We start from the raw sequence: 21,189 nt of genomic DNA, 5'->3' as shown, positions 1-21,189 counted from the left end.
ATTCGACGTATGAACCTCAATCAGTCTTAACGGCAAGACAACGCAGCGCTCAGCGCTCGATATGACGGCTTCCCTGAAGCACGGCATCGACTTCCTCACGCGTCGGGAGGCCTTCCCAGTCTCCCGGAGCCTGAACGACCAGCGAACCGAGCAGACTTCCCAGCTCCACCGCTTCCAGGTGGCTCTTCCCCTGCAGAATGCCGGATAGGAAGCCTGCACAGAAGCCGTCCCCTGCTCCAATCGTATCGACCACCCGCTCCGCTTTGACAAAAGGAACGGAGGACACGCGGCCGCCTTCGATCAGGAACGTTTCATCGTCCCCGCCTTTAAGCACGGTCACGGCACGAAGCTTACTCAGCCTTTCGACAATCCCGTCGAAATCTTCCGTTTCGTAAAGGAGCTGAAGCTCGTCCAGACCCGGAAGAAAATAATCGGCCTCCTCCGCAAGGGCCAGCAAAGTCTCTCTGGCTTCCCCGATCCCCCAGAGCTTAAGCCGCAAGTTCGGATCGAAGCAGACTTTCACCCCATGCCTTTTGGCCGTGCGGACGGCGGCGATCACCGCTTCTTTGCAGCTATCGCTTAGCGCGGGCGTAATGCCGGTTACATGCAGAATTTTGGCCCCGGCTATATAATCTTCAGCGAGATCGCCCGGCTTCATCAGACTCATGGCCGAATTTTTGCGGTAGTAGTAAACGGAGGCTTTGCCCGATACCGCTTCCCGCAGCATCAAACCCGTCGGCGCCTCGGACGATAACACGGCCCTGGAGACGTCCACGCCTTCGCCGCGTATTTTTTTGAGCACCATCCGGCCGAAAGGATCTTTTCCCAAGCGTCCGAACCACCCGACACGATGCCCGAGCCGCGCAAGACCGATCGCCACATTGCTTTCGGCTCCGCCGAACGAAGCGGTCAGCTGCGGTGAATACTCAATTCCTTTTCCCGAATCCGGCATCAGTAGAGCCATCGACTCCCCGAAAGTCACCACATCCGGATAAATAGGGGACTGCACATTGCCTTGCTCCATCGTTCATCCACCTCGACCGTTAGATTCTCGCAGGCTCAGGCATCGTCCGCAGGCGGCACCCGGCCCATGCTAGCTTCCTTTATTCCCCTGAAAAACGATCCCTTGTCCGCACTATCATGCGCAGAAAAAGCTTTTCCTTATGGAATCACTCCGTACAGGTTTGTATCTCATTCTTGAATCCGTAATCGGAGAAAGCTCCTTGTTCGGATTGGTTAATTAAAAAGATTCCGTTCCCTCTTCATTATAGCAGAAAGGACTTCCTTTTAGGTATGAAAATGTTCATTCAAACGAAAACGAACAAAACAAACCTCTTTGCCACATTCCTGCTCTTTAATAAAAAAACAAAGAAAGCCTTGATTGCTCAAGGCTTTCTTCGTTGTTAATGCGTGATGCGGACGAGAGGACTCGAACCTCCACGGCTGTTACACCACTAGAACCTGCTAGCCTCGAGCCAGCAGGTTCTGTTTTGGCGTATGGGAATGTTCACTGCTCCATTATTTCAGATACTTAATAAGCTTGGACCAAAAGGCCGAATAGTGCTCCCAATTCATAAACTCCAACGATCCCCAGTGCGGCGAACAATCGCTTGCAAACGCCACCGTCTTTCCCTGGCCATAAGTTCCAAGCGTCAGAATAGCATCGCCTTCATGGCTTAGCAGTTCCTTTGCTCCCGGCTTAGCGGACAACTTATTATAACCTAGCAGCCTAGGCCATTCTCCCAAATCGTTTACCAATGGATGCGGCTGCGATACGACAGGCGAGAAGCCGCTCGGCATCTCTACCCGATCATCTTTATCCATCATGACAACCGGCAGCACATCGGCCAATATCGTATTTCTATAATTGGCTTTTCCTTCTATCCCCATGAAGGTCAGGTAACCGCCAACCATCAGCAGGCCACCTCCTTCAGCGACATACTGCTTCACAAGCTCAAGGGCGTTCGGAATGATTTGCATTTGATAGAAGGTTGGATTTTGGAGCAGGAATGTGTTTGCACCTACGTCACTCAGCACAATCGCATCATAGGTTTTGAGCTCTTCCAGCGATTGAGGAAAGCGTACCTGCACTTCATGCGCAGGCATGTAGGTGACGTCAATTCCCTCCTGGCGCAGACAGGACAGCAAATAGGTTGCTCCCTCCTCGTACTTGGTCGAGGTAAAACTGTCATACCCTTTCGTATGAATCATATGCACAACCCAGGATTCGCCAACAAACAAGATCTTCATCAGTTCAAGCACCTCCGTATTTTTTATATCACCAGGCCCTACACCTACAGGCCGTCTTGTTCCCATTTTTACGCTTCCTCGATTTCACACCAGTCCACAATCGTTTTGGCAATCATCTTGACCGCTTGAATCACTTCATCGACAGGTGTAAATTCGTCGCTATGATGGGCAAGGCTGGGGTCGCCAGGTCCAAAATTAACGGTAGGAATGCCTACGTTCACCGGCCAGCCCATATCGGTATGGAAGCCCAGTCCTTCGATTTTGCCTTCCTCTCCAATGGCCTTCAAGGATTGTACACAAGTCTGAACAAAGGGATGTGCTACATCCGTTTCTGCACAATCGGCATCCACCAGCCATTCGATTTCCGGCTTATGCTCACAAAGCCAAGGATCCGATTCCGATACCTCGCGTAGAAAATCAGTCAATTCCTTTTTTACTTTGCCGCCTACAAGCTTCTCGTCCCGCTCCAAAGGCAAGTATTGCGCATTGAATACGATTTCCGCCTCATTCGCGAAGGAGGTCGGGTATTCCCCAGCGTTTAATTGAGCGACATGCACCTGACAAGGGATCGACAAGTATGGATGGGTCTTGCTGACAGCCCATTTCTCATTCAAGCGGTCCAGATGCTCCAGAATATATCTCGCTTTCTTAACCGCATCAACCGCGCCGCCGTCCCGCCAATCCGCTTGCGGCATCTCAATATGGCCGCTGCGACCTTGGATCTTGATTTTTCCCCATAAAATCCCGCGGCAAAGAGGGGCAATCGTCAGCGAGGTCGGTTCCGTTAAAATGCAAGCATCCGCTCGATAGCCATGGTGGATAAAATCAAGTGCCCCCATGCCTCCCGCTTCCTCATCGACAACCGTGCCGACGATAACCGGCCCTTTAAGCTTAAACCCGCTGCGAAGTATGGCTTCGACAGCCATAATCATGGCTGCGACTCCGCCCTTCATATCAACGGTGCCGCGGCCGTACATCTTCCCATCGATAACTTGGCCCTCGAACGGATCGACCGTCCATTTTGAGCCTGCCATGACGACGTCAATATGACCAAACAAGAGCATGGACTTGCCTTCCGTTCCTTTGCCAAACGTAGCCGCCAGATTGGGCCTGCCCGTAAAATCTCTTCCTGGATAATAGCCTGCCATGCCTTCATATTGCTTCAGCTCATCGGCTACGGGCTCCCAGATTTCGATGTCCGCGCCGAGCTTCCCCAGCTTGCCGGCAATAAATTGTTGAAGGTCCTTCTCTTTGGATGGCGCCGGTTCCTCGAAAAACCAGGGGTTGACGCTCGGAATTTGAATGAGCTGCTGTAAAAAATGAATAATTTCATCTTGATGATTCTCGATCCATTCCATCACTCTCTGTTCTTGGTTCATCTCTCTCTCTCCTTTTGGCTGCACTCTCCTGATACAGCATGAATCCGCAACTGCCGTAAGCAAGCGTATCAGGAGCCATGCCTGCTCGCTTATTCGAATCGAACGGTGCTTCCGTTAATAAAATCAACCCACGGATTAATCATTTCATCGCCGAATTTATCCTTCTTCTTCTCAATGCCGAACATATAACGGGCATCGTCCGCAGCCGGGTAAGCCGGACTATGCCAGACCCCCCGATGGATGACGATAGCTTGTCCAGGCTTAATTCGAAAGCACTTGACGGTGGATGGGTCAGGACTTTCATCAGGATCGTCGATGTCCATGCACAATGCTACAGGCTGTACAATCTCACGATCAAAGGTAAGCAGCAGCTCTTCACGGCTGACATGCCTCTCCATTGCCTTTACGGCAAATTCGCGCCGCTTGGTGACCACAAGGCCAAATCCGATTGGCTCCCATACGTCCAGCATTTGCACATAGCTCCAGCAATCCCACCCGTCCCCGGATTTGGAGGGATCAATCGCCGGCATATCCACTACTTTGCCATAGGGAGCAAAAGCCTCCTCCGTCAACTCTTCTATCTGCACCTTATACTCCATTAAAGCCGCCTCCTAACAGGGGTGTTATTAGAAATCAAAGCTGTCCACATTATCGTTCGTGACTTCAAGCGTGCCAATAAACACACTTTGTCCGTTTACTTTCACAGTCCCTATCGTCGGAATCTCCATGCCGTCCTTGATTTCCTTGCCTTGAGCCAGCTGGTCCATAATATAGACCGTTACATAAGCCAGCTTGCCCGGATCCCAAATAATATCCGTTTTGATCGTGCCGTTCTTGATATAATTTTTCACGACGCTCGGCACGGCAATGCCTGTAATGGCAACTTGGTTTTTCTTTAAAGTGCCTGCCTTTACAGCTTGCTCTACTACCTCTGCAGCAGCCGTAGGTTCGCCGCCTGCAAATCCGATAATGCCTTTCAGATCAGGGTAAGTTTGAAGCAGGTTTTGCGCATTGGCATACGCCTTCTGTTGATCGTCGTCGCTCGCAACAGTCGTTACGACCTTAATATCCGGATACTTGGCTGTAAAATAGGCTTTAGCCGCATTGGATTTCGCAATCTGGTTTTGTGAGCCAAGACCGGCTACCATGAACGCTACCTGTCCTTTGCCGCCGATTTCTTCTCCGATCGTTTTGGCCAGAAGCTCCCCCACTTCTTGGTCAGTGGCCGGAGCTACATAATATTGGCGATCTGTACCCGGCGCATCGCTGTCCCAAGTCACAATGTTGACGCCTTGACCTGCCGCTTTTTTGAACACAGGGCCTACCGCTTTCGCATCATTAGGCGATACGCCGATGCCGCTTACTTTGCGGGTCAGCATATCCTGAATCATATTAATTTGCTTGGAGGAATCCGCCTCTGTCGGCGCATTGAACAGAACTTCTACCTTCAAATCGGCTGCCGCCTTCTTGGCACCCTTTTCAGCCGCCGCCCAATAAGCAGGGCCGATGGACTTTGGATTCATAAAGTAAGTTTTTGAGCCGGCAGCTCCCTGGTTCGGTTTGCCTCCGTTATCCGTTTGGTTCCCGCTTGTACTTCCGCATGCTGCCAAATTCAGAGCCAATACACCCGTCAGTAACGTCAATGCTAGCTTTTTCATAGGTTTCACTCTCCATTGAATTTTTTATTTCCTACAGCAAGCAGAAGCAGCGCTCCTAAAATGACTGCCTGATAAAGCACGGATACACCTAACAGATTCAAACCATTACGCAAAAACACAATGATCAGCAGCCCGACAAATGTGCCTGAAAGACTTCCCCTCCCCCCAAAAATATGTGTGCCTCCTATCAAAGTCGCTGTAATCACGTCCAGCTCTATATTGGTACCCGATGTCGCCTCTGCGCTTGCCAGACGCGACACCAGAAATATACCCGCCAAGGCCGAAAACAATCCGCTAAGCATAAACAGGATAAACCGGATGCGTACGACCGAGATGCCGGAATAGCGGACAACCTCTTCATTGTTGCCAATCCCGTACACATAGGTGCTGAATCTGGTTTTTTTCATTACAAAGCTGGCCAGCAGGAACATCACCACAAGGAAAATCGCATTAACCGGAACAACGCCGATATATTGCTGGCCCATAAAGTAGAAAGCATCCGGAAAACCGCTTATGGGTCTCCCCTGATTGATCACGTAGACCAGCCCCCGCAGCATCACGAGCATGCCAATGGTGACGACAATAGCCTGCATGCGGTGTCTCGCGATCAGATAGCCATTAACGGCCCCGCACAGCAAGCCGGCCAGCAGTCCAATGATCATACTGATCCATATATCGATCCCCCGCTCATACGCGACTCCCATACATACAGCGGAGAAAGCCAGAATGGAGCCAACCGATAGATCCATCGCACCGGATATGATGATCATGGTCATCGGAATGGCGATCAGCCCTACTTCAACCATCTGGTTCAGCACATTCATAAAGTTGTTGACGGTCAGGAAATAGGGAGACAAGAAGCTGAACAGCACGATAATGACGAGCAACAGCAGCATTTGAACGATTAGCTTATTACCCCTAAGCGGGAACCGGCTTGTCCATGCACTCATACCAAATCCCCCTCTTTTCCTTTGTTTTGCCGTATACGCTGCAGCGTGTTAATAACAATTGCCAGAATAATCAGAAAACCAGTTGCGGCATCAACCCAGAACGGAGAAACCTTGGATATAATGAGCCCGTTTTTAACGATGCCCATAAAGAGTACACCCAGCATCGTTCCGGCTATAGTACCGACGCCCCCGAATATACTTCCCCCGCCGATAAGAACGGCTGCCATGACTTCAAACGCCAAACCGCTGCCTGCTGTCGAGGCTTGCACACTTCCTACCTTTGCTGCGAAGATAACGGAGGCGATCCCGACCAGCAAGCCGGTTAATACATAAACCTTAAACTTGGTTCGGGCTACGCTGATTCCCGCAAGCTTGGCTGCCGGACCGTTCCCTCCAATCGAGTAGATTCTTCGGCCCACGCGGGTGAATTTCATTAAATAGATGAAGACCGCTATGAGAATGACGGCTGTCAGCAGCGGAAAGGAAATACCGAGCAAATATCCTTGTTCGAAGAATCGAAATCCTTCTGGAAAGTTCGTCATCCAGGTCCCCCCGCTGATGCCTACCGCAATGCCCCTGAAGATGTACATGGTGGCCAGGGTGACGATGATGTCCGGTATCTTCCTTACAGCGATGAAATAGCCGTTGACCATGCCGCATAGCACCCCGATGCATATCCCCATAGCGGCTGCAAGCCATGGATGAATGCCATAGCTTAGGAACAACCCGACAGATGTTGCTGTCACGGCCAGCACGGAGCCGACCGATAAATCCATGCCCCCCAGAAGAATGACCATCGTCATCCCTATCGACACAATAAACATGGAGATGTTCTGATCCACAATCAGCCTTATATTTTCGAATTGCAAAAAGTCAGGTGAAATGATTGAAAACAACAGCGTGACGAGAATGGTAAATAAGATAATAGGCGCTTCATGCACATTTAGCAGGCGTTTCATAAGAGGCCTCCTTCCGGGAGCGGATGTGAAGCACGCTGCAGCAATTGTTCCTGGTCTGCCTCACCATGTGCAAATTCATGAACGATTGTGCCTTTGTATAGCACCAAGATCCGATCGCTGAGACCAATCACCTCCGGCATTTCGGACGAAATCAGCAGGATGCTCAAGCCTTCCTGAGCCAGTTGATGAATGATATTGTAGATCTCCGCCTTCGCTCCGACGTCAACTCCCCGAGTCGGCTCTTCCAGAATAAGAATATCTGGGTTCGCTGCAAGCCATTTGCCAATCACGACCTTCTGCTGATTGCCGCCACTCAGAAAATCTACGCTTTGTCCGTCACTGGGTGCTTTAATCCGAAGCTTCTCCATATACTCCCCGCTCATCTCTTTAATTCGCGCCTCGTCCAGCACCGTGTACTTTGAAAGCTGGGGCAGCATCGGGAGCGATAGATTTTGCCGGATTGACATCGGTTTTATGATGCCTTGACGGTGACGATCCGGCGGAACGTAAGCAATCTTCTTCGCTTTGGCCTGGCTCGGGCTACTGATTTTCACCGCTGTGCCATGAACAATGATGTCACCCGTACCCCGCCTTAGACCGAATAAACGCTCGGCAATCGTATGCGTGCCCGAACCCGGAACGCCGAACAGCCCTAAGATCTCTCCCTTTCGCAGCTCAAAAGATACACGGTGCGCGGAATCGAGCGACAACTGCTCCACCTTCAGCACAACCTCTTGTCCGTGCTTCTGCTCTCTTACCGGGTATAACTGGCCAACCTCTTTGCCCACCATCATTTGAATCAAGTTCTGTTCGGTAACCTCTTCGATTCCTCGGGTATCAATCTTGGCTCCATCCCTCAATACCGTTACCTTATCCGCAATTTCAAATATTTCCTTCATGCGGTGGGAGACATACACGATGGCAACGCCTTGCGCCCGAAGCCGGTTAACCACGTCGAACATTTTTTTCACTTCGTTTTCCGGGAGCGCCGCCGACGGTTCATCCATTATGAGCACATCCGCCTGAAAAGAAAGCGCTTTCGCAATCTCGATTACTTGCTGGCTGTGGACTCCGAGATGCCGGACCTCCTTGCGGACATCAATTTCACCTCCTCCTATCGAATCAACCAAACGCTGCGCCTCGTCATACATTTTGGACCATTGTATCCGTCCGAATCTGCCGACCATTTCCGGGCGGTCGATAAATATATTTTCCGCGGCTGTCAGATTGGAAAACAAATTGAATTCCTGATGGATAATGGACACGCCTTGCCGTTGGGCATCGAGCGGGTTGCCGAATGTTACTTCCTTGCCCTTCAGTCTGATTGTTCCTTGCGTCGGTGAATATACGCCGGACAAAATTTTCATCAGTGTAGACTTTCCTGCTCCGTTTTCCCCCATAAGCGCATGAACTTCGCCCGGATACAGCTCAAAGCTAACATCGGATAACGCTTTGACCCCCGGGAACTCTTTGCTGATGCCTTCCATTTTCAAAACCGGATGCCTCATCTTTAGACCTCCTATTCACCTTACCCAGCTGCTTTTTGGATAACTTTAACAAGACTAAGCGTTAAATCATCAAAGCACGAGACTACAGGTGTCCCTTTCCAGGAAAGAAACCCCGTATATTGCCTTTTTATAGCGGCCTTATTGACCTATTGTTCTATGCCGTAAGAAACGACTGTACCTGATCATCTGTCGGAATCGAGCTCTGAGCGCCTGGTTGAGCTACAGCCAGCGCCGATGCCGCTGTCGCGTAGCGCAGGCAATCATGCAGCTCCGCTCCCGTTACATATTTAGCTGCGAATGCTCCAATGAAGGTGTCTCCTGCCGCTGTCGTATCCACTGCGTCAACTGAAAATGCGGGAAATGTGATTTGACTTCCCGATTGATCCATATAGATAGACCCTTTGCTCCCCAAAGTAATAATAAGATGAGGAATGCCGTCTTTCAGCAGTTTCTTCCCAGCCTCCAGCGCTTGGCTGCTTCCTTCAATACGTATGCCGCTCAGCACCTCCGCCTCGACCTCATTCAGAATGAGGAAAGCAACCTTGCGCAGTTGGCTCCGGTCAAACCCGTCAATTGGAGCCGGATTCATAAATACCGGAATATGCTTCTCTGCCGCTTTATCCAGCACCCTTTGATTGGCTGCCGATGATATTTCATTTTGCAGCAAGATGACGTCAAAACCTGAAAGATCCAATTGGTCAATCTCTTCCGTGCCATATCTTCCATTAGCGCCGGAGGATAATATAATGTTGTTCTCGCCAGCCTCATCTACTGTAATCAAGGCAAGCCCCGTCATACAGGGCTGATCGGCAACATAATCAAGATTAATTTTATCCTCCGCCAATCCCCTGCGTATGTCGGCGCCAAATGAATCCAAGCCCAGTCCACCGGCCATAGCGACCGAAACTCCAGAGCGAGAAGCGGCAACCGCCTGATTAGCCCCTTTGCCTCCAATGAAGAAACGGGTCTCGTTGCCCTGTATCGTTTCGCCGGGAATCGGGTGACGTTCAACCTGTGTGACGATGTCCATATTCATGCTGCCCACTACCAAGATCTTCGCCATGGCTCTCCCCCCAGTATTACGCCTTCAGTCTTTTGACTGAGCCGAATTTCTTCAATTCAACATCCAATATCATTTTCTTCAGCTTCGTCTGTTCTTTAGGCTTTCCCTTGATTTTTTGAATGAGCATCTCCGCCGCTTGAATTCCCATCTCTCTTGTCGGTCTGCTAACCACGGTCACTCTTGGCTGCACGAATTGAGCAAGCTCGTTCTCATCAAACCCAATTAAAGATATATCCTCTCCGATTCGGAGTTTCAAATCGCGTATCGCTTTAATCGCACCCGTGCAGATGACGTTATTAGCCGCAAATATAGCTGTCGGTGGCTGCTCAGATTGCAAAAGCTCCATCGTAAATCGGTAGCCATCCTCTTCCAGCCAATTCCCCTGCTTATGATAGGTAGGATCGGGTGTCAAGCCGCTCTCATGCATGGCTTGATGATAACCCCAATAACGGTCCTTGCCGTCGTTAAAATCATGCGCCCCATCTATAATGGCAATGCGTTCATGACCATAGTCCAAGAAGTGCTTGGTCGCTTCGTAAGCGCCGCGGAAATTATCGATTAAGACACCGTCGTGGCCGCAATCGTTGATATAACGGTCTACAAGGATAGTTGGCTTGCGAATATTCCGGTAAAAATCTGCATCCTTATGCGTACCGATTAAGATAATCCCATCAACATTTTTCCCTAGGAAGCTTTCAAAAAATTCTTCCTCCTCCGCCTCGTCATTATTCGTAGCGACGACTAGAGTGAAGAAGCCTTCCTTCTTGGCTACCTCTACCATACCGCCAATGACTGCAGTGTAAAAGGGATTCTGAATCTCCGGCACCACGACGGAGAGCATGTTGGTTTTTTTATTGACCATCGATGCCGCCATCGTATTCGGCACAAAGTTCATCTCTTCGACTATTTTGAGTATTTTCTTGCGAGTGGCTTCACTTACGCGATCCCGTCCATTCATCACTCGGGATACCGTAGCTACAGATACATTTGCTTGCTTGGCCACGTCCTTAATTGTAATTTCCTTGTTCGTCTTAGCCACCCCCCTTCCATTAGTTTAATGTCATAACGTTTTCTCAATATTTTTCCTTTGACAATAAGAGCTATGAATATAATCTATCATTTAATTAATGTAAACGGTTACGCAATTTCTAGTTTTATTCTAGTACGTTCCCAATAAGATTACAATAGTTTTTTTATAAAAACAAAAAGAATAAAACGTTTACATCTTTAATACATAACCTTTTGTGTCATGTATTTATTCGGTATTTAACTGAATTCTCATTAAAACCTTGTAAATACGTCATATATTCTTACATAAAATCAAGATTTTCATTGGTCTTGAGAGAACCTCAGGAAAAATCATACGACTTTTATTAGAATCCAGCTATCAGCCATTCCTCAAAAAACTAGAAACGATTAACCCGTTGTTTCCCCTCGTTTAAAACTTCCTTTTTTGACCAATTCTTTGTTAAAACGTTTACGCAATTTGTTTGAAAATGCACATTGTTAATGTAAAACAAAAAAAAGCCTGGAGCAATCAGGAATAAAAACCTTTATTGCCACCCGGCTTGCTGACTCTTATTTTAAGGATGCATGATATTTCTTGGGTAATGAGCACCAACTTAAAGATAATGAATAATAAAAAAGGTTCCTGTTCTGCCAGAAAAAGCAGATCAGAAACCTTTCGTTGATGCGTGATGCGGACGAGAGGACTCGAACCTCCACGGCTGTTACACCACTAGAACCTGAATCTAGCGCGTCTGCCAATTCCGCCACGTCCGCATGAGGATTTGATGGTGCGGTCGGAGGGATTTGAACCCTCACGCCCATTGGGCACTACCCCCTCAAGATAGCGTGTCTGCCGTTCCACCACGACCGCATAAGACACTTGAAAAGTGAGCCATGAAGGACTCGAACCTTCGACACCCTGATTAAAAGTCAGGTGCTCTACCAACTGAGCTAATGGCTCTTAAAAACTGGTGGAGGCTGATGGATTCGAACCACCGAACTCGTCAGAGAACAGATTTACAGTCTGCTGCGTTTGGCCACTTCGCTAAGCCTCCATGAAACTGGTGCCGTCGAGAGGACTTGAACCCCCAACCTACTGATTACAAGTCAGTTGCTCTACCAATTGAGCTACAACGGCATATAAAGTTGTCTAAATGGTGGCTCGGGACGGAATCGAACCGCCGACACGAGGATTTTCAGTCCTCTGCTCTACCGACTGAGCTACCGAGCCTTGCATGGTTTGCACCAACCCAATCGGAATATGCGGGATCGATGAACGGTTGTGAAACTTAAATGGCGGAGCTGACGGGATTCGAACCCGCGGTCTCCTGCGTGACAGGCAGGCATGTTAGGCCTCTACACCACAGCTCCAAGTAGTATTCCCCAGTTCCAGAAAAATTATGATTGTCGGACTCATAAAATCTGGATGGTGGACGCTGACGGGATCGAACCGCCGACCCTCTGCTTGTAAGGCAGATGCTCTCCCAGCTGAGCTAAGCGTCCATATCTTCTAGTAGGAATAGAATGACCCGTAGGGGATTCGAACCCCTGTTACCTCCGTGAAAGGGAGGTGTCTTAACCCCTTGACCAACGGGCCTTGATGTTTGTCTTTTTTGGCGACAAGGATTATTGTATCAGAAATTTAAAAGATTACAAGCTTTTTCTTCTATCCAAAATATTCTAGAAATTTCCGCTATATGGGCAAGCTGTTTTTGACGATTAAACCCGCCGTTTTTCCAGTGAAATCAAGGGTTCCAGAGGTCACGCCTGAAAATTGGCAGGACGTATCCGGGTCACTAGATGTAAATAAACGCCGTGATACAAGAACATAAATTCGTATACGAGGGCATGACTCTCTATTCTTCTAAAGTGCGCGATTCACAGGCGGCGTTGCGGCACTACGCGGTATTCGGCCAAACCCCACTTATTCTGAGAGTGGATAGCATGTGCATGCCCCTTAACGGTTAAAGCTTTACAAAAAACACGCCCTTGCTCACAGGAGCATCGGACGTGTTTGGTTTGAAGGGGTTCTTGCTCAGCTTATGCCGCCGGAACGAAGCGCAGCCGCTGTCTGTGCAGGATGCGCATCGCCAGATACAGGCTTGAGCCTTACCGCAAACTGAAAAGCTTGCGGCTCCAGCACATGCGGCGGAAGCTGCTTCGGCCCGCAGCTGTTGCTGCCCAGCCCGTTCTGCTTGTAATCCAGATGAAGCGTGACATAATCGCGCGGAACGAGATCGCACTCGTGGGAGGCCGCTTCCAGATCCTCCGGCGTGTAGCGACTGGCACCGAAGTCAAAGGACGGCTGCCCGGCCGCCAGAAGCCCGGAGCCCTGCACGCCGCGCATATACGCCCAGCGCACATCGGAGCGGTTGCCGCTTTCCTGCGGCTTGACGTACGGAAAGCGCAGGTCGTCGACCGCGGCGTCGTACAAGCCCATCCGCGCGGCTTGTCTGCTGTCCGGGTAAGATTCCCCCGGACCGAGCCCGTACCAGGTCACGCGGTCCGTGCTGCCGGGCAGCTCCATCCGCAGGCCGATGCGGGGCAGCATCTCCGGCGGCGTGCCGTCCGGTTCTCCCTGCACGGTCAAATCCACCGTCCCATCGGGACGAACGGTGTAGGCCCACGTGCAGGAGAAGCCCCAGGCGTACACGGGCGGCGCCGTGCGGATGGAGACGTTCACGCGCACGGAGCCGTCCGCGAGCCGCTCCCAGCCGCTGCCGCGCACATCGTCGGCCGCCATGTGCACGCACGCCTTGCGCCAGTCGGCGACAACGTACATGTCGTTGTCGATCGGTGCGCGCCACAAGGCGAGCCGCGGTCCGCCGCCTTCGGCGATCACCGGGGTGCCCGCGTTCCGCCAGGAGGCGATGCGCCCGCGGCCCCGGTCGAAGACGAGCGTGAAGTCCGCTCCCGTCAAGGTGAGCAGGCGGTCCGCTTCTTCGACTCGGATGGCGGCCGCGGCTTCTGCCGGGGCTGGCTCTTGATGCCCAAGCGCCGCTCCGGGTACGCCTGCTGGAGCGGCCGCGTTATCCGCCGCAGATCCTTCTCCTCCGTGTGCTGGTGAAGCCGGCATTTGGCCTTCTGAAGCTCCTACGGGGCATTCGGCGGCGGAATCTATCGCCGCTCCTGCCGCCTCTTCGGAGCAGGCATGAAGCGGAAACTGCGCCCACGCAATCTCGTGGCCTTCCTCCGCCCAAGCAGCCGGGGAGGCCAGCACGATGCGCACGGTCAGCCAGTACTCGGCCGGATCTCCTTCAGTTGCCACTGGCACAGGAAAGGGAATACGGAGAGTTCCCTCTTCTCCGGCGTCCAGGTCCGGCAGCTCGGCCGGGCCCCCGCCGACGAGGCGGCCGTCCGCCTCCAGCTTCCACGTGCAGCGGAAGTTTTGAAGCGAGATAAAATCGTAATGGTTCCGGATAATCAGCTCGGCGGCTCCTTCGTTTTTGCCCGGCTCCCATCCTGCGATCTCTACCGATACCGGTTCAATCGTTTTCTTGTATTCCATCAGACCCGGAGACGGCGTGCGGTCCGGCGTTACGAGTCCGTCGATACAAAAGTTGCCGTTGTTCGGCTGATCGCCGTAATCCCCGCCGTAAGCGAAATATTCGCGGCCGTCCGCTATTTTCCGTCGCAGTCCGTGATCGATCCACTCCCAGATGAATCCTCCCTGAAGCCTAGGATACGTTCTGAAAAGCTCCTCATAGTGCTCGAGCCCGCCGGGGCCGTTCCCCATGGCATGGGCATATTCGCATAAGATATGCGGTTTGTCCAGGTCCTTCATTTCCCCGAACCCGCGCATTTTCTCAGGGGAGGAGTACATGGTACTGAACACATCGCAGGCTTTTCCTTCGCGGTCTCCTTCGTAATGAACGAGTCTCGTTGAATCGTAGGAGCGGCACCACTTGTACATCGCCTCATGATTACAGCCGAAGCCCGATTCATTGCCGAGTGACCACATGATAATCGAAGGATGATTTTCGTCGCGCATAACCATTCTCCGCATCCTGTCCACATAGGCATGCTCCCACGCCGGATCGGCGCTAAGCCGGTTAGCGTCCCCGATCAGTTCGAAGCCGTGCGTCTCCAGATCGGTTTCGTCCATGACATACAGGCCGTACCGGTCGCACAGGTCGTAAAAGCGCGGGTCGTTCGGGTAGTGAGCCGTCCGCACCGCATTGATGTTGTGCTGCTTCATCATCCGGAGGTCCTTCTCCATCGTTTCCGGTGTGACGGTTCTGCCTGTATCGGGGTGATGGTCGTGACGGTTCACTCCGCGCAGACGAATCGCTTTCCCGTTAACGAGCATGAGGCCGCCTTTGACCTCGATGCGGCGGAAACCGGTTTTCAGCGCTGTCGTTTCCAGCACTTCTCCCTCTTCGTCCAGCAGAGTGACGATCAAGTCATACAAATAAGGCGTTTCCGCGGACCATTTGCGGGGTTCCTTGATTTCCGCTTCAATCGTAAATGACCGTTCCTTCTCCGTTCCGGCGATTTCGTCCGTTTTCCCACTGTTTGCGAGCCCGATTTCTTCCCCTGAGACGATAAGGTTCCCCTCACGGTTCTGGAGCTTCCAGGCTAAAGTGAATGGACGTCTAGCCGTGTCTGCCGCTGACACCGTCCAGGTCTGAGAACCGTTCCGGGCCCCGATTTGTGCGCCGGTTTGCGTGCCGTTATGTTCGCCGGTTTGGCCGCCGATCCGCGCAGCGCATCCTGCGGCTTCGACTACCGTCACAGCCAGACGGAGAAGTCCGTGCCTGCATGCTTCATCCAGCCCGGCGTGTACCCGGATATTTTGCAGATGCAGCTTGGGCCGGGCCGTAAGGACGACATCGCGGAATATACCGCTGAGCCACCACATATCCTGGTCTTCCAGGTAACTTCCGGCCGACCACTGATATACCTGCACGGCAAGAACATTCCGTCCGCTGCGGATAAAAGGCGTCAAATCGAATTCCGTCGTCAGCCTGCTCCCTTCGCTGTACCCGACATACTCCCCGTTCAGCCAGACGTTATAGGCGCTGTCTACTCCGTGAAACCCGATAACAATGTCCTTATCCGTCCAATCGTCCGGCAGGGTAAATTCTCTCAGGTAGCTGCCTGTAGGATTGTCCGCAGGCACACGCGGAGGGTCAACCGGGAACGGATAGTACAAATCCGTGTAATGGGGAGCGCCGTACCCGTGCAGCTGCCAGCAGCTCGGCACAGGAAGCCGGTCCCAGGCGGACGCGTCGAACTCCGGCTCATAAAAACCGACCGGTGCTTCCTCGGGCGAGCCGGTGTACCGGAAAGCCCACGTGCCGTTAAGAAGCAGCGTCCGGTCCGAACGCTCTCCGGCGTAAGTAAGAGCCTCTTTTTCTTCTCCGTAGGGAATAAAACTGGCCCGGGCCGGCAGACGGTCCCGCTCCAGCACGTCGAGATTTTCCCAATCCCGGCGCTGCAAATGTAGTTCCTTCATGTCTATGCTCCTCCTGCTTGGGGCTTACCCCTTAGATTGTCGTCCCGTTTGATGATTAAAGGCAGCACACGGCTGCGGAAATACATAAAATTCACGATCAGCAGCACGCCCGCAATGAGAAACGGAGTGTGGTAATCGCCTGCATTCATAAAAAAACCCGCCGTCATCGTCGACAAAGACGATCCGACACAGCGGAAAACCGCCCGCATTCCCGCGTACAGATTGCGGTCCTCTTCTCGCAGCGAAGACATGGTTTCGCTGTCGACCAGATTGCCGAGCAGCGAAAAGCTTCCGCTGCGGAGAACGAGCAGGGCCGCAAATACCGGCGCCGGCTGCGCGATCAGGAGCAGAAGAGCCAGCCCCGCGTTTCCGAGGAACGCGCCTGTAAAGGCGGCTTTCGCTCCCCAGCGCTCCATGATTTTGGGAGCGGCCAGCGAAGCGGCAAACAGCACAAGCCCGTTGACCGTATACACGTATGAAATCAGATCGTCTTCCCATGCCGCCCGGAACTTCAGATACACGTTCATGAACGGGCCGATGAACGAGAAAACAAATCCGATCAGGCAGGCGTTGGCGGCGAGCAGCCAGAGCGACCGGTTGCGAAGCAGCCTGCGGATTCCCTGCGGCAAACGCGGCACGCGTCCCGCAGGTCGCCTCCCGCGTGATACGGACGGCTTCGCCGGGCAATCGCCCGATGCGTGCTTCTCCTCGGCGCCACGCGCTGCGCGGCCGGATGCATCCGCTGCCGCCGGTTCCCTGCGGTCACTGTCTCCGGGGCCGTTGTCCGTGATGTCACGGCCCCTGCTGTCAGCTTCTGCCGCATCGCAGCTGCCGTTTGCGGCTCCCGCAGCGGCTTCGGCTCCGGGACGCAATCCGCTCCCGGATGCATCCGATCCCGCGGGTCCCGGACGGTCACCGGCTCCGGGACCGCCCATCCCCGGCGAACTCTCTCCGCCGCTGCCGCCCGCCGCCCGTTCCGCCGGAAGAAGCCGCAAGCGCAGCAGAGACAGCACCGCGATGCACACGGCGGAAGCATAGAGCGACGGGGCGTGGCCTGCGGCCGAAGCGTCCGCCCGGGAGAGTATGCCCCCGACCAGGTTGCCGAGTCCCGTGAATGCGGTGAACACCGCGAACATCCCGTGAAAAGCCCGGCTCTCCTCACGGCGGGATCGGCAGTACCGGAACAAGAGCTGGATTTCCGTGGTCTCGATACACATAAATCCGGCTGACGCAACCGCCTGGGCCGCATACCAGACCGGCAGGCTGCGTCCGGTTGCGAATAGGGCCGCTCCCGCGGCAACGAGCATCGAGCCCGCCAGCAGCATGGGCTTGCGGCCGATTTTTCCCGCAAGCATACCAGCGGGCAGTGCGCCGATTCCCATGATGAGAATGCCCACGGCGGAAATGCTCGCGATCTGGCCGCCGCTTGCGCCGAGCGCCAGCAGGTGAAGATTCAGGGCCAGCGAATACAGCCCGATTCCGATCCCATACAGCGCTTCCGTCGCCAGAAACCGCCTGACTCCGATTGTCATGCTTGTATTGCTGCTGCGAAAACTAAACACATCTGTCCAATCCCCTTGCTGTCCGAAACTCCCAAGTTAACTTCCTTACTTACTGCTTACTGCTACTTGATGCCCGTCATCGAAATGCCTTCCACGATATACCGCTGGGCAAGGAAGAACACCGCAAGCGGAGGCAGACAGATGATCGTCGTTACGGCCATAACCGAAGTCATGTCGACGCCGAACATCCCTTTAAACTGCGCCAGACCGAGCGTCAGCGTATACATGCTCGCATCGTTCAGGAAAATGAGCGGCCCGAGATAATCGTTCCACGTGTCCAGCATATTAAAGACGCTGACGAGCACGAGCGCCGGAAACATCAAGGGGATGATGATTTTCGTAAAAATTTTCAGATCCCCCGCCCCGTCGATTTTCGCCGCCTCTTCAAGCTCCGTCGGAATGGTCATAATAAACTGCCTCAGCAGGAAAATGTAAAACGCCGAGCCGAACCAGGACGGGACGATCAAAGGCTTCAGCGTATTGATCCAGCCCAGGAAATTAAACTCCATGTATAGCGGGATCATCGTCACGTCCCACGGAATCATCATCGTGGCGAGCACGACCATGAACAGGGCGTCCCGGCCCTTAAAGCGGAACCGCGCAAATCCGTAGGCAACCAGCGAGGACGAGATCAGTTGGCCGATGTTGCACAGCACGGTGACGGTCAGGGAATTTTTCAGAAACACATTAAAAGGCTGAATGGTCCACGCCTTCGCGAAGTTTTCCCAGTGAAGCTCGGACGGGATCCATTTGGGCGGATACATGTAAACCTCTTCCGGGCTTTTCAGAGCCGTCGTAACCAGCCAGAAGAACGGCATCAGGAACAGCAGCGAGAAAAACAGCAGCAGGGCATATGTGAGTACTTTCTTCATGTCTTCACCTCGCAATCGTCTTTACAGCGCTTTGCGCTTCGTTTTCCGGGCTTTGTTCTTCTTCAGTTCACCCTCGTAATAGACGAACATGGAGGTAGAGCGGAAGACCATCATCGTCAGCGCCAGCACAATCACGAACATGACCCAGGCGTTGGCTGCGGAATAACCCATTTTGAAATATTTAAAAGCGTTCTCGTACACATACATCGCGTAAAAGTAAGTCGAATTCAGCGGCCCGCCGCCCGTAAGCGTCAACGCGAGCGTAAGCTGCTGGAAAGCGGCGATAATCGACGTAATCAGGTTGAAAAGCAGGGTCGGACCCAGCATGGGAAGCGTGATGCGGATAAACCGCTTGAACGCGCCCGCACCGTCCAGTTCGGCGGCTTCGTACAGATCGCCGGGGATATTTTTCAGCCCCGCGAGGAAGATCAGCATCATGGACCCCTGCGCCCACAGGCTTGCGGCGACCATCGCGATCATCGACCAGTTCGGCTCACGCAGCCAATCCGGTCCGGTAATTCCGACCAGGGACAGGAAATAATTGAGAATCCCGTATTCCCCGCTGTACACCCAGGCCCAGATCATCGCCAGAGCAACGCCCGAGATGACGGAAGGCAGGTAGAACACGGTGCGGAAAATACCGCTTCCCCGGACGTTCTGATTGAGCAGAACAGCCAGCAGAAGAGCGATAGCGAGATTCAGCGGCACGAATATGGCGGCAAACCGGACCGTTACGCCCAGGGAATGCCAGAACAAAGGATCATTTGTGAACATATTCACATAGTTTTGGAAGCCGACAAAGGTTCGTTCGCCGACTATGGGCCAATCGTAAAAGGAAATGACGAGCGAAAACAGGAGGGGTCCGAGCGTAAAAGCCACGAACCCGATCATCCAGGGAAGAATGAAGAGGAAGGGGGTTAGCCTGCCTCTTCTCCAGATGCTGCGCCGCACGCCTTTTTGAAGCTGCAAGGTGTTCGGTTGCATGGGCTCACTTCCGTTTCCCTAACGGGTTATTTGAAAAACTTTTGCGAATCGCGCACGGCCGTATCCATCGAATCCTGGGCGTTTTGTCCAAGCATAATCGCGTTGATGGCCGACGTTAAGTTGCGGTTGACTTCGTTCCATTTCGGGCTGAGCAGGAAAGCCGGGGTGTTGTCGCTCGCTTCGAGCATCGTGTAGAACGCCTTATACACCGGGTCCTGATCAAGTTTATTGCCTTCCACGATACTTTTGCGCACCGGAAGGTCGCTTGTCCGCAGCTTGATCGCTTCCTCGGAAGCGTAATATTTGATAAACTCCCACGCTTCTTCCTTGTGCTTGGAGTTTTTGGACATCGAGACCGCGGATTCGGCGATTACGCCTTTAACCGGCTTGCCCGGGAAGACCGGCATGGAAACCGTTCCGACATCGACCTTCGCTTCCTTGAAGCCGTCCAGCGGCCAGATGCCACTCTCCCACATGGCGATTTTACCCGCTTTGAAAATGTCGTCCCCCGACTGCTGGTTCTTGCCGCCCACGATCACGGCCGTCTTGGACTTGACGAGGTCGCCGATCATGCCGATCGCTTCGACCGCCGGCTTGCCGTTCATGTAGCCTTCGATCGTTTTGCCGTCATCCGAGATAAAGCTGCCGCCGTTGCTCCAGACGATGCCCTGAAGATCGTACGGATCGTTCTCCGCGCGGACTCCGAAGCCGTACTGCTTTTTGGCCGGATTCGTCAGCTTCTGGGCTGCGCTTTTAAATTCGTCCCACGTCCAGCCTTCTTTAGGCTGAGGAACGCCCGCTTCGTCAAACAGCTTTTTGTTGTAATACATCACCCTGGTCGTAAACCCTGCCGGTATTCCGTAAGCGGTTCCATCGATTTTGACGTAATTGAGCAGTCCCGGGTAAAAATCGTCCTGCTTCAGCGTCGTATCGCTTTTCATCCGCTCATCCAAAGGTTCGAGGTTTTTGTAATACGTCGGAAAATCCCACATGTACATCACATCCGGCGCATTGTTGGCTCCGATGGAAGCGGCCAGCTTCTGATCGAATCCGTCTCCGTAGGCTTCCACCTGCACCTTGACGTTCGGATGCTTGGCTTCGAAGTTTTTGGCGATCGTTTCCTGGATTTTGAGCAGATCTCCGGTATCCCAGGTCGCGAAGCGCAGCGTCACCTTGCCGCCGTCGGCGCCGGAGTTTCCTCCCCCCTGGGCTTCTCCCTGCTTGGAGCCGCAGCCCGAGAGGGCAAGAGCGGTAACCATCGATCCGGTAAGCGCGAGAACGAGCGTCTTTTTCATAAAGGTCCCCCCATAAACATCTTAGGTGTGATGAGATGAATGCGTTGAATTGACTTCAGTTTACGGCAAATAAAGCGTTTTCAAAACGGAAGAATGTCCGAAAAAAAGTGCCGCTTTGCCCGCTCTCCGGGCAGCTCCCGAGGAAGGTGCCAATACGTCCGGCGCGAGGGGGTGTTTTTATCCGGCGATCCGTTACCGTGGAAAAAAAGAAGGCTTCCCTTCCGGGAAACCGCACTGGCAGAG

15 protein-coding genes and 9 tRNA genes are annotated in these 21,189 nt (G+C 52.9%); all 24 read right to left on the bottom strand.

Features of this window, described 5'->3' with window-relative positions; all coding sequences use genetic code 11:
• Positions 1-49: 49 nt before the first annotated feature.
• The 24 genes from ABH899_RS20035 to ABH899_RS19920 all read right to left on the bottom strand — a co-directional run bounded on the left by ABH899_RS20035 (position 50) and on the right by ABH899_RS19920 (position 20,946).
• Entirely contained in the window at positions 50-1,024 is a 975-nt protein-coding gene (locus tag ABH899_RS20035) for a sugar kinase (protein ID WP_369999827.1), read from the bottom strand.
• Between the two features lie 494 nt (positions 1,025-1,518).
• A complete protein-coding gene (locus ABH899_RS20030) occupies positions 1,519-2,316 on the bottom strand; it encodes a glutamine amidotransferase (RefSeq protein ID WP_369999824.1) in 798 nt (265 codons plus the stop codon).
• A gap of 2 nt (positions 2,317-2,318) precedes the next feature.
• Positions 2,319-3,629, bottom strand: a complete 1,311-nt coding sequence (locus ABH899_RS20025) for an ArgE/DapE family deacylase (RefSeq protein ID WP_369999821.1) — start codon at positions 3,627-3,629, stop codon at positions 2,319-2,321.
• Positions 3,630-3,718: 89 nt separating this feature from the next.
• On the bottom strand, positions 3,719-4,228 hold the full coding sequence (locus ABH899_RS20020) for an ureidoglycolate lyase (RefSeq protein WP_218228873.1): 510 nt from the start codon (positions 4,226-4,228) through the stop codon (positions 3,719-3,721).
• A 27-nt stretch (positions 4,229-4,255) separates the two neighbouring features.
• Positions 4,256-5,287: an autoinducer 2 ABC transporter substrate-binding protein gene (locus tag ABH899_RS20015; protein WP_009672105.1), complete on the bottom strand. Its 1,032-nt coding sequence runs from the start codon at positions 5,285-5,287 to the stop codon at positions 4,256-4,258.
• Positions 5,288-5,292: 5 nt separating this feature from the next.
• Positions 5,293-6,237 (bottom strand): ABC transporter permease, encoded by a 945-nt coding sequence (locus ABH899_RS20010; protein ID WP_369999818.1) that lies wholly within the window; start codon positions 6,235-6,237, stop codon positions 5,293-5,295.
• A complete protein-coding gene (locus ABH899_RS20005) occupies positions 6,234-7,196 on the bottom strand; it encodes an ABC transporter permease (protein WP_369999816.1) in 963 nt (320 codons plus the stop codon). Before ABH899_RS20005 ends, ABH899_RS20010 begins: the two co-directional genes overlap by 4 nt.
• On the bottom strand, positions 7,193-8,704 hold the full coding sequence (locus ABH899_RS20000; RefSeq protein WP_369999813.1) for a sugar ABC transporter ATP-binding protein: 1,512 nt from the start codon (positions 8,702-8,704) through the stop codon (positions 7,193-7,195). Before ABH899_RS20000 ends, ABH899_RS20005 begins: the two co-directional genes overlap by 4 nt.
• A gap of 154 nt (positions 8,705-8,858) precedes the next feature.
• Positions 8,859-9,767: a ribokinase gene (gene rbsK / locus ABH899_RS19995; protein ID WP_369999810.1), complete on the bottom strand. Its 909-nt coding sequence runs from the start codon at positions 9,765-9,767 to the stop codon at positions 8,859-8,861.
• Positions 9,768-9,783: 16 nt separating this feature from the next.
• Positions 9,784-10,806 (bottom strand): LacI family DNA-binding transcriptional regulator, encoded by a 1,023-nt coding sequence (locus ABH899_RS19990; protein ID WP_369999808.1) that lies wholly within the window; start codon positions 10,804-10,806, stop codon positions 9,784-9,786.
• 659 nt (positions 10,807-11,465) lie between these two features.
• A tRNA-Leu gene (locus ABH899_RS19985) sits at positions 11,466-11,549 on the bottom strand.
• 12 nt (positions 11,550-11,561) lie between these two features.
• Positions 11,562-11,646 (bottom strand) — tRNA-Leu (locus ABH899_RS19980).
• 17 nt (positions 11,647-11,663) lie between these two features.
• Positions 11,664-11,736 (bottom strand) — tRNA-Lys (locus ABH899_RS19975).
• 8 nt (positions 11,737-11,744) lie between these two features.
• A tRNA-Tyr gene (locus ABH899_RS19970) sits at positions 11,745-11,830 on the bottom strand.
• Positions 11,831-11,837: 7 nt separating this feature from the next.
• Positions 11,838-11,913 (bottom strand) — tRNA-Thr (locus ABH899_RS19965).
• Between the two features lie 17 nt (positions 11,914-11,930).
• Positions 11,931-12,006: transfer RNA gene (locus ABH899_RS19960), tRNA-Phe, on the bottom strand.
• 63 nt (positions 12,007-12,069) lie between these two features.
• Positions 12,070-12,146, bottom strand: a tRNA-Asp gene (locus tag ABH899_RS19955).
• Between the two features lie 56 nt (positions 12,147-12,202).
• Positions 12,203-12,278 (bottom strand) — tRNA-Val (locus ABH899_RS19950).
• Between the two features lie 22 nt (positions 12,279-12,300).
• Positions 12,301-12,372 (bottom strand) — tRNA-Glu (locus tag ABH899_RS19945).
• A 438-nt stretch (positions 12,373-12,810) separates the two neighbouring features.
• Positions 12,811-16,233, bottom strand: a complete 3,423-nt coding sequence (locus ABH899_RS19940) for a glycoside hydrolase family 2 TIM barrel-domain containing protein (RefSeq protein WP_369999805.1) — start codon at positions 16,231-16,233, stop codon at positions 12,811-12,813.
• Positions 16,234-16,235: 2 nt separating this feature from the next.
• Complete coding sequence (locus ABH899_RS19935; protein WP_369999802.1) at positions 16,236-17,765, bottom strand: MFS transporter; 1,530 nt, start codon at positions 17,763-17,765, stop codon at positions 16,236-16,238.
• Between the two features lie 92 nt (positions 17,766-17,857).
• Complete coding sequence (locus tag ABH899_RS19930) at positions 17,858-18,667, bottom strand: carbohydrate ABC transporter permease (RefSeq protein ID WP_009672023.1); 810 nt, start codon at positions 18,665-18,667, stop codon at positions 17,858-17,860.
• Between the two features lie 21 nt (positions 18,668-18,688).
• Positions 18,689-19,651, bottom strand: a complete 963-nt coding sequence (locus ABH899_RS19925) for a carbohydrate ABC transporter permease (protein ID WP_009672205.1) — start codon at positions 19,649-19,651, stop codon at positions 18,689-18,691.
• A gap of 26 nt (positions 19,652-19,677) precedes the next feature.
• Positions 19,678-20,946, bottom strand: coding sequence for an ABC transporter substrate-binding protein (locus ABH899_RS19920; RefSeq protein ID WP_369999798.1), 1,269 nt, complete (start codon positions 20,944-20,946; stop codon positions 19,678-19,680).
• Positions 20,947-21,189 lie beyond the last annotated feature (243 nt).

Source organism: Paenibacillus sp. RC84 (genome assembly GCF_041260495.1).
GTDB lineage: Bacteria > Bacillota > Bacilli > Paenibacillales > NBRC-103111 > Paenibacillus_F.
The sequence above is the reverse complement of the archived record's forward strand: the minus strand, read 5'-3'. Positions and strand labels throughout refer to the sequence as shown.

What these genes read in the sequence shown, in the direction of transcription:
- ABH899_RS20035 (WP_369999827.1), bottom strand. Translation starts at nt 1,024, where the DNA reads ATGGAGCAAGGCAATGTGCAGTCCCCTATTTATCCGGATGTGGTGACT.
- ABH899_RS20030 (WP_369999824.1), bottom strand. Translation starts at nt 2,316, where the DNA reads ATGGGAACAAGACGGCCTGTAGGTGTAGGGCCTGGTGATATAAAAAAT.
- ABH899_RS20025 (WP_369999821.1), bottom strand. Translation starts at nt 3,629, where the DNA reads ATGAACCAAGAACAGAGAGTGATGGAATGGATCGAGAATCATCAAGAT.
- ABH899_RS20020 (WP_218228873.1), bottom strand. Translation starts at nt 4,228, where the DNA reads ATGGAGTATAAGGTGCAGATAGAAGAGTTGACGGAGGAGGCTTTTGCT.
- ABH899_RS20015 (WP_009672105.1), bottom strand. Translation starts at nt 5,287, where the DNA reads ATGAAAAAGCTAGCATTGACGTTACTGACGGGTGTATTGGCTCTGAAT.
- ABH899_RS20010 (WP_369999818.1), bottom strand. Translation starts at nt 6,237, where the DNA reads ATGAGTGCATGGACAAGCCGGTTCCCGCTTAGGGGTAATAAGCTAATC.
- ABH899_RS20005 (WP_369999816.1), bottom strand. Translation starts at nt 7,196, where the DNA reads ATGAAACGCCTGCTAAATGTGCATGAAGCGCCTATTATCTTATTTACC.
- ABH899_RS20000 (WP_369999813.1), bottom strand. Translation starts at nt 8,704, where the DNA reads ATGAGGCATCCGGTTTTGAAAATGGAAGGCATCAGCAAAGAGTTCCCG.
- rbsK (WP_369999810.1), bottom strand. Translation starts at nt 9,767, where the DNA reads ATGGCGAAGATCTTGGTAGTGGGCAGCATGAATATGGACATCGTCACA.
- ABH899_RS19940 (WP_369999805.1), bottom strand. Translation starts at nt 16,233, where the DNA reads ATGAAGGAACTACATTTGCAGCGCCGGGATTGGGAAAATCTCGACGTG.
- ABH899_RS19935 (WP_369999802.1), bottom strand. Translation starts at nt 17,765, where the DNA reads ATGACAATCGGAGTCAGGCGGTTTCTGGCGACGGAAGCGCTGTATGGG.
- ABH899_RS19930 (WP_009672023.1), bottom strand. Translation starts at nt 18,667, where the DNA reads ATGAAGAAAGTACTCACATATGCCCTGCTGCTGTTTTTCTCGCTGCTG.
- ABH899_RS19925 (WP_009672205.1), bottom strand. Translation starts at nt 19,651, where the DNA reads ATGCAACCGAACACCTTGCAGCTTCAAAAAGGCGTGCGGCGCAGCATC.
- ABH899_RS19920 (WP_369999798.1), bottom strand. Translation starts at nt 20,946, where the DNA reads ATGAAAAAGACGCTCGTTCTCGCGCTTACCGGATCGATGGTTACCGCT.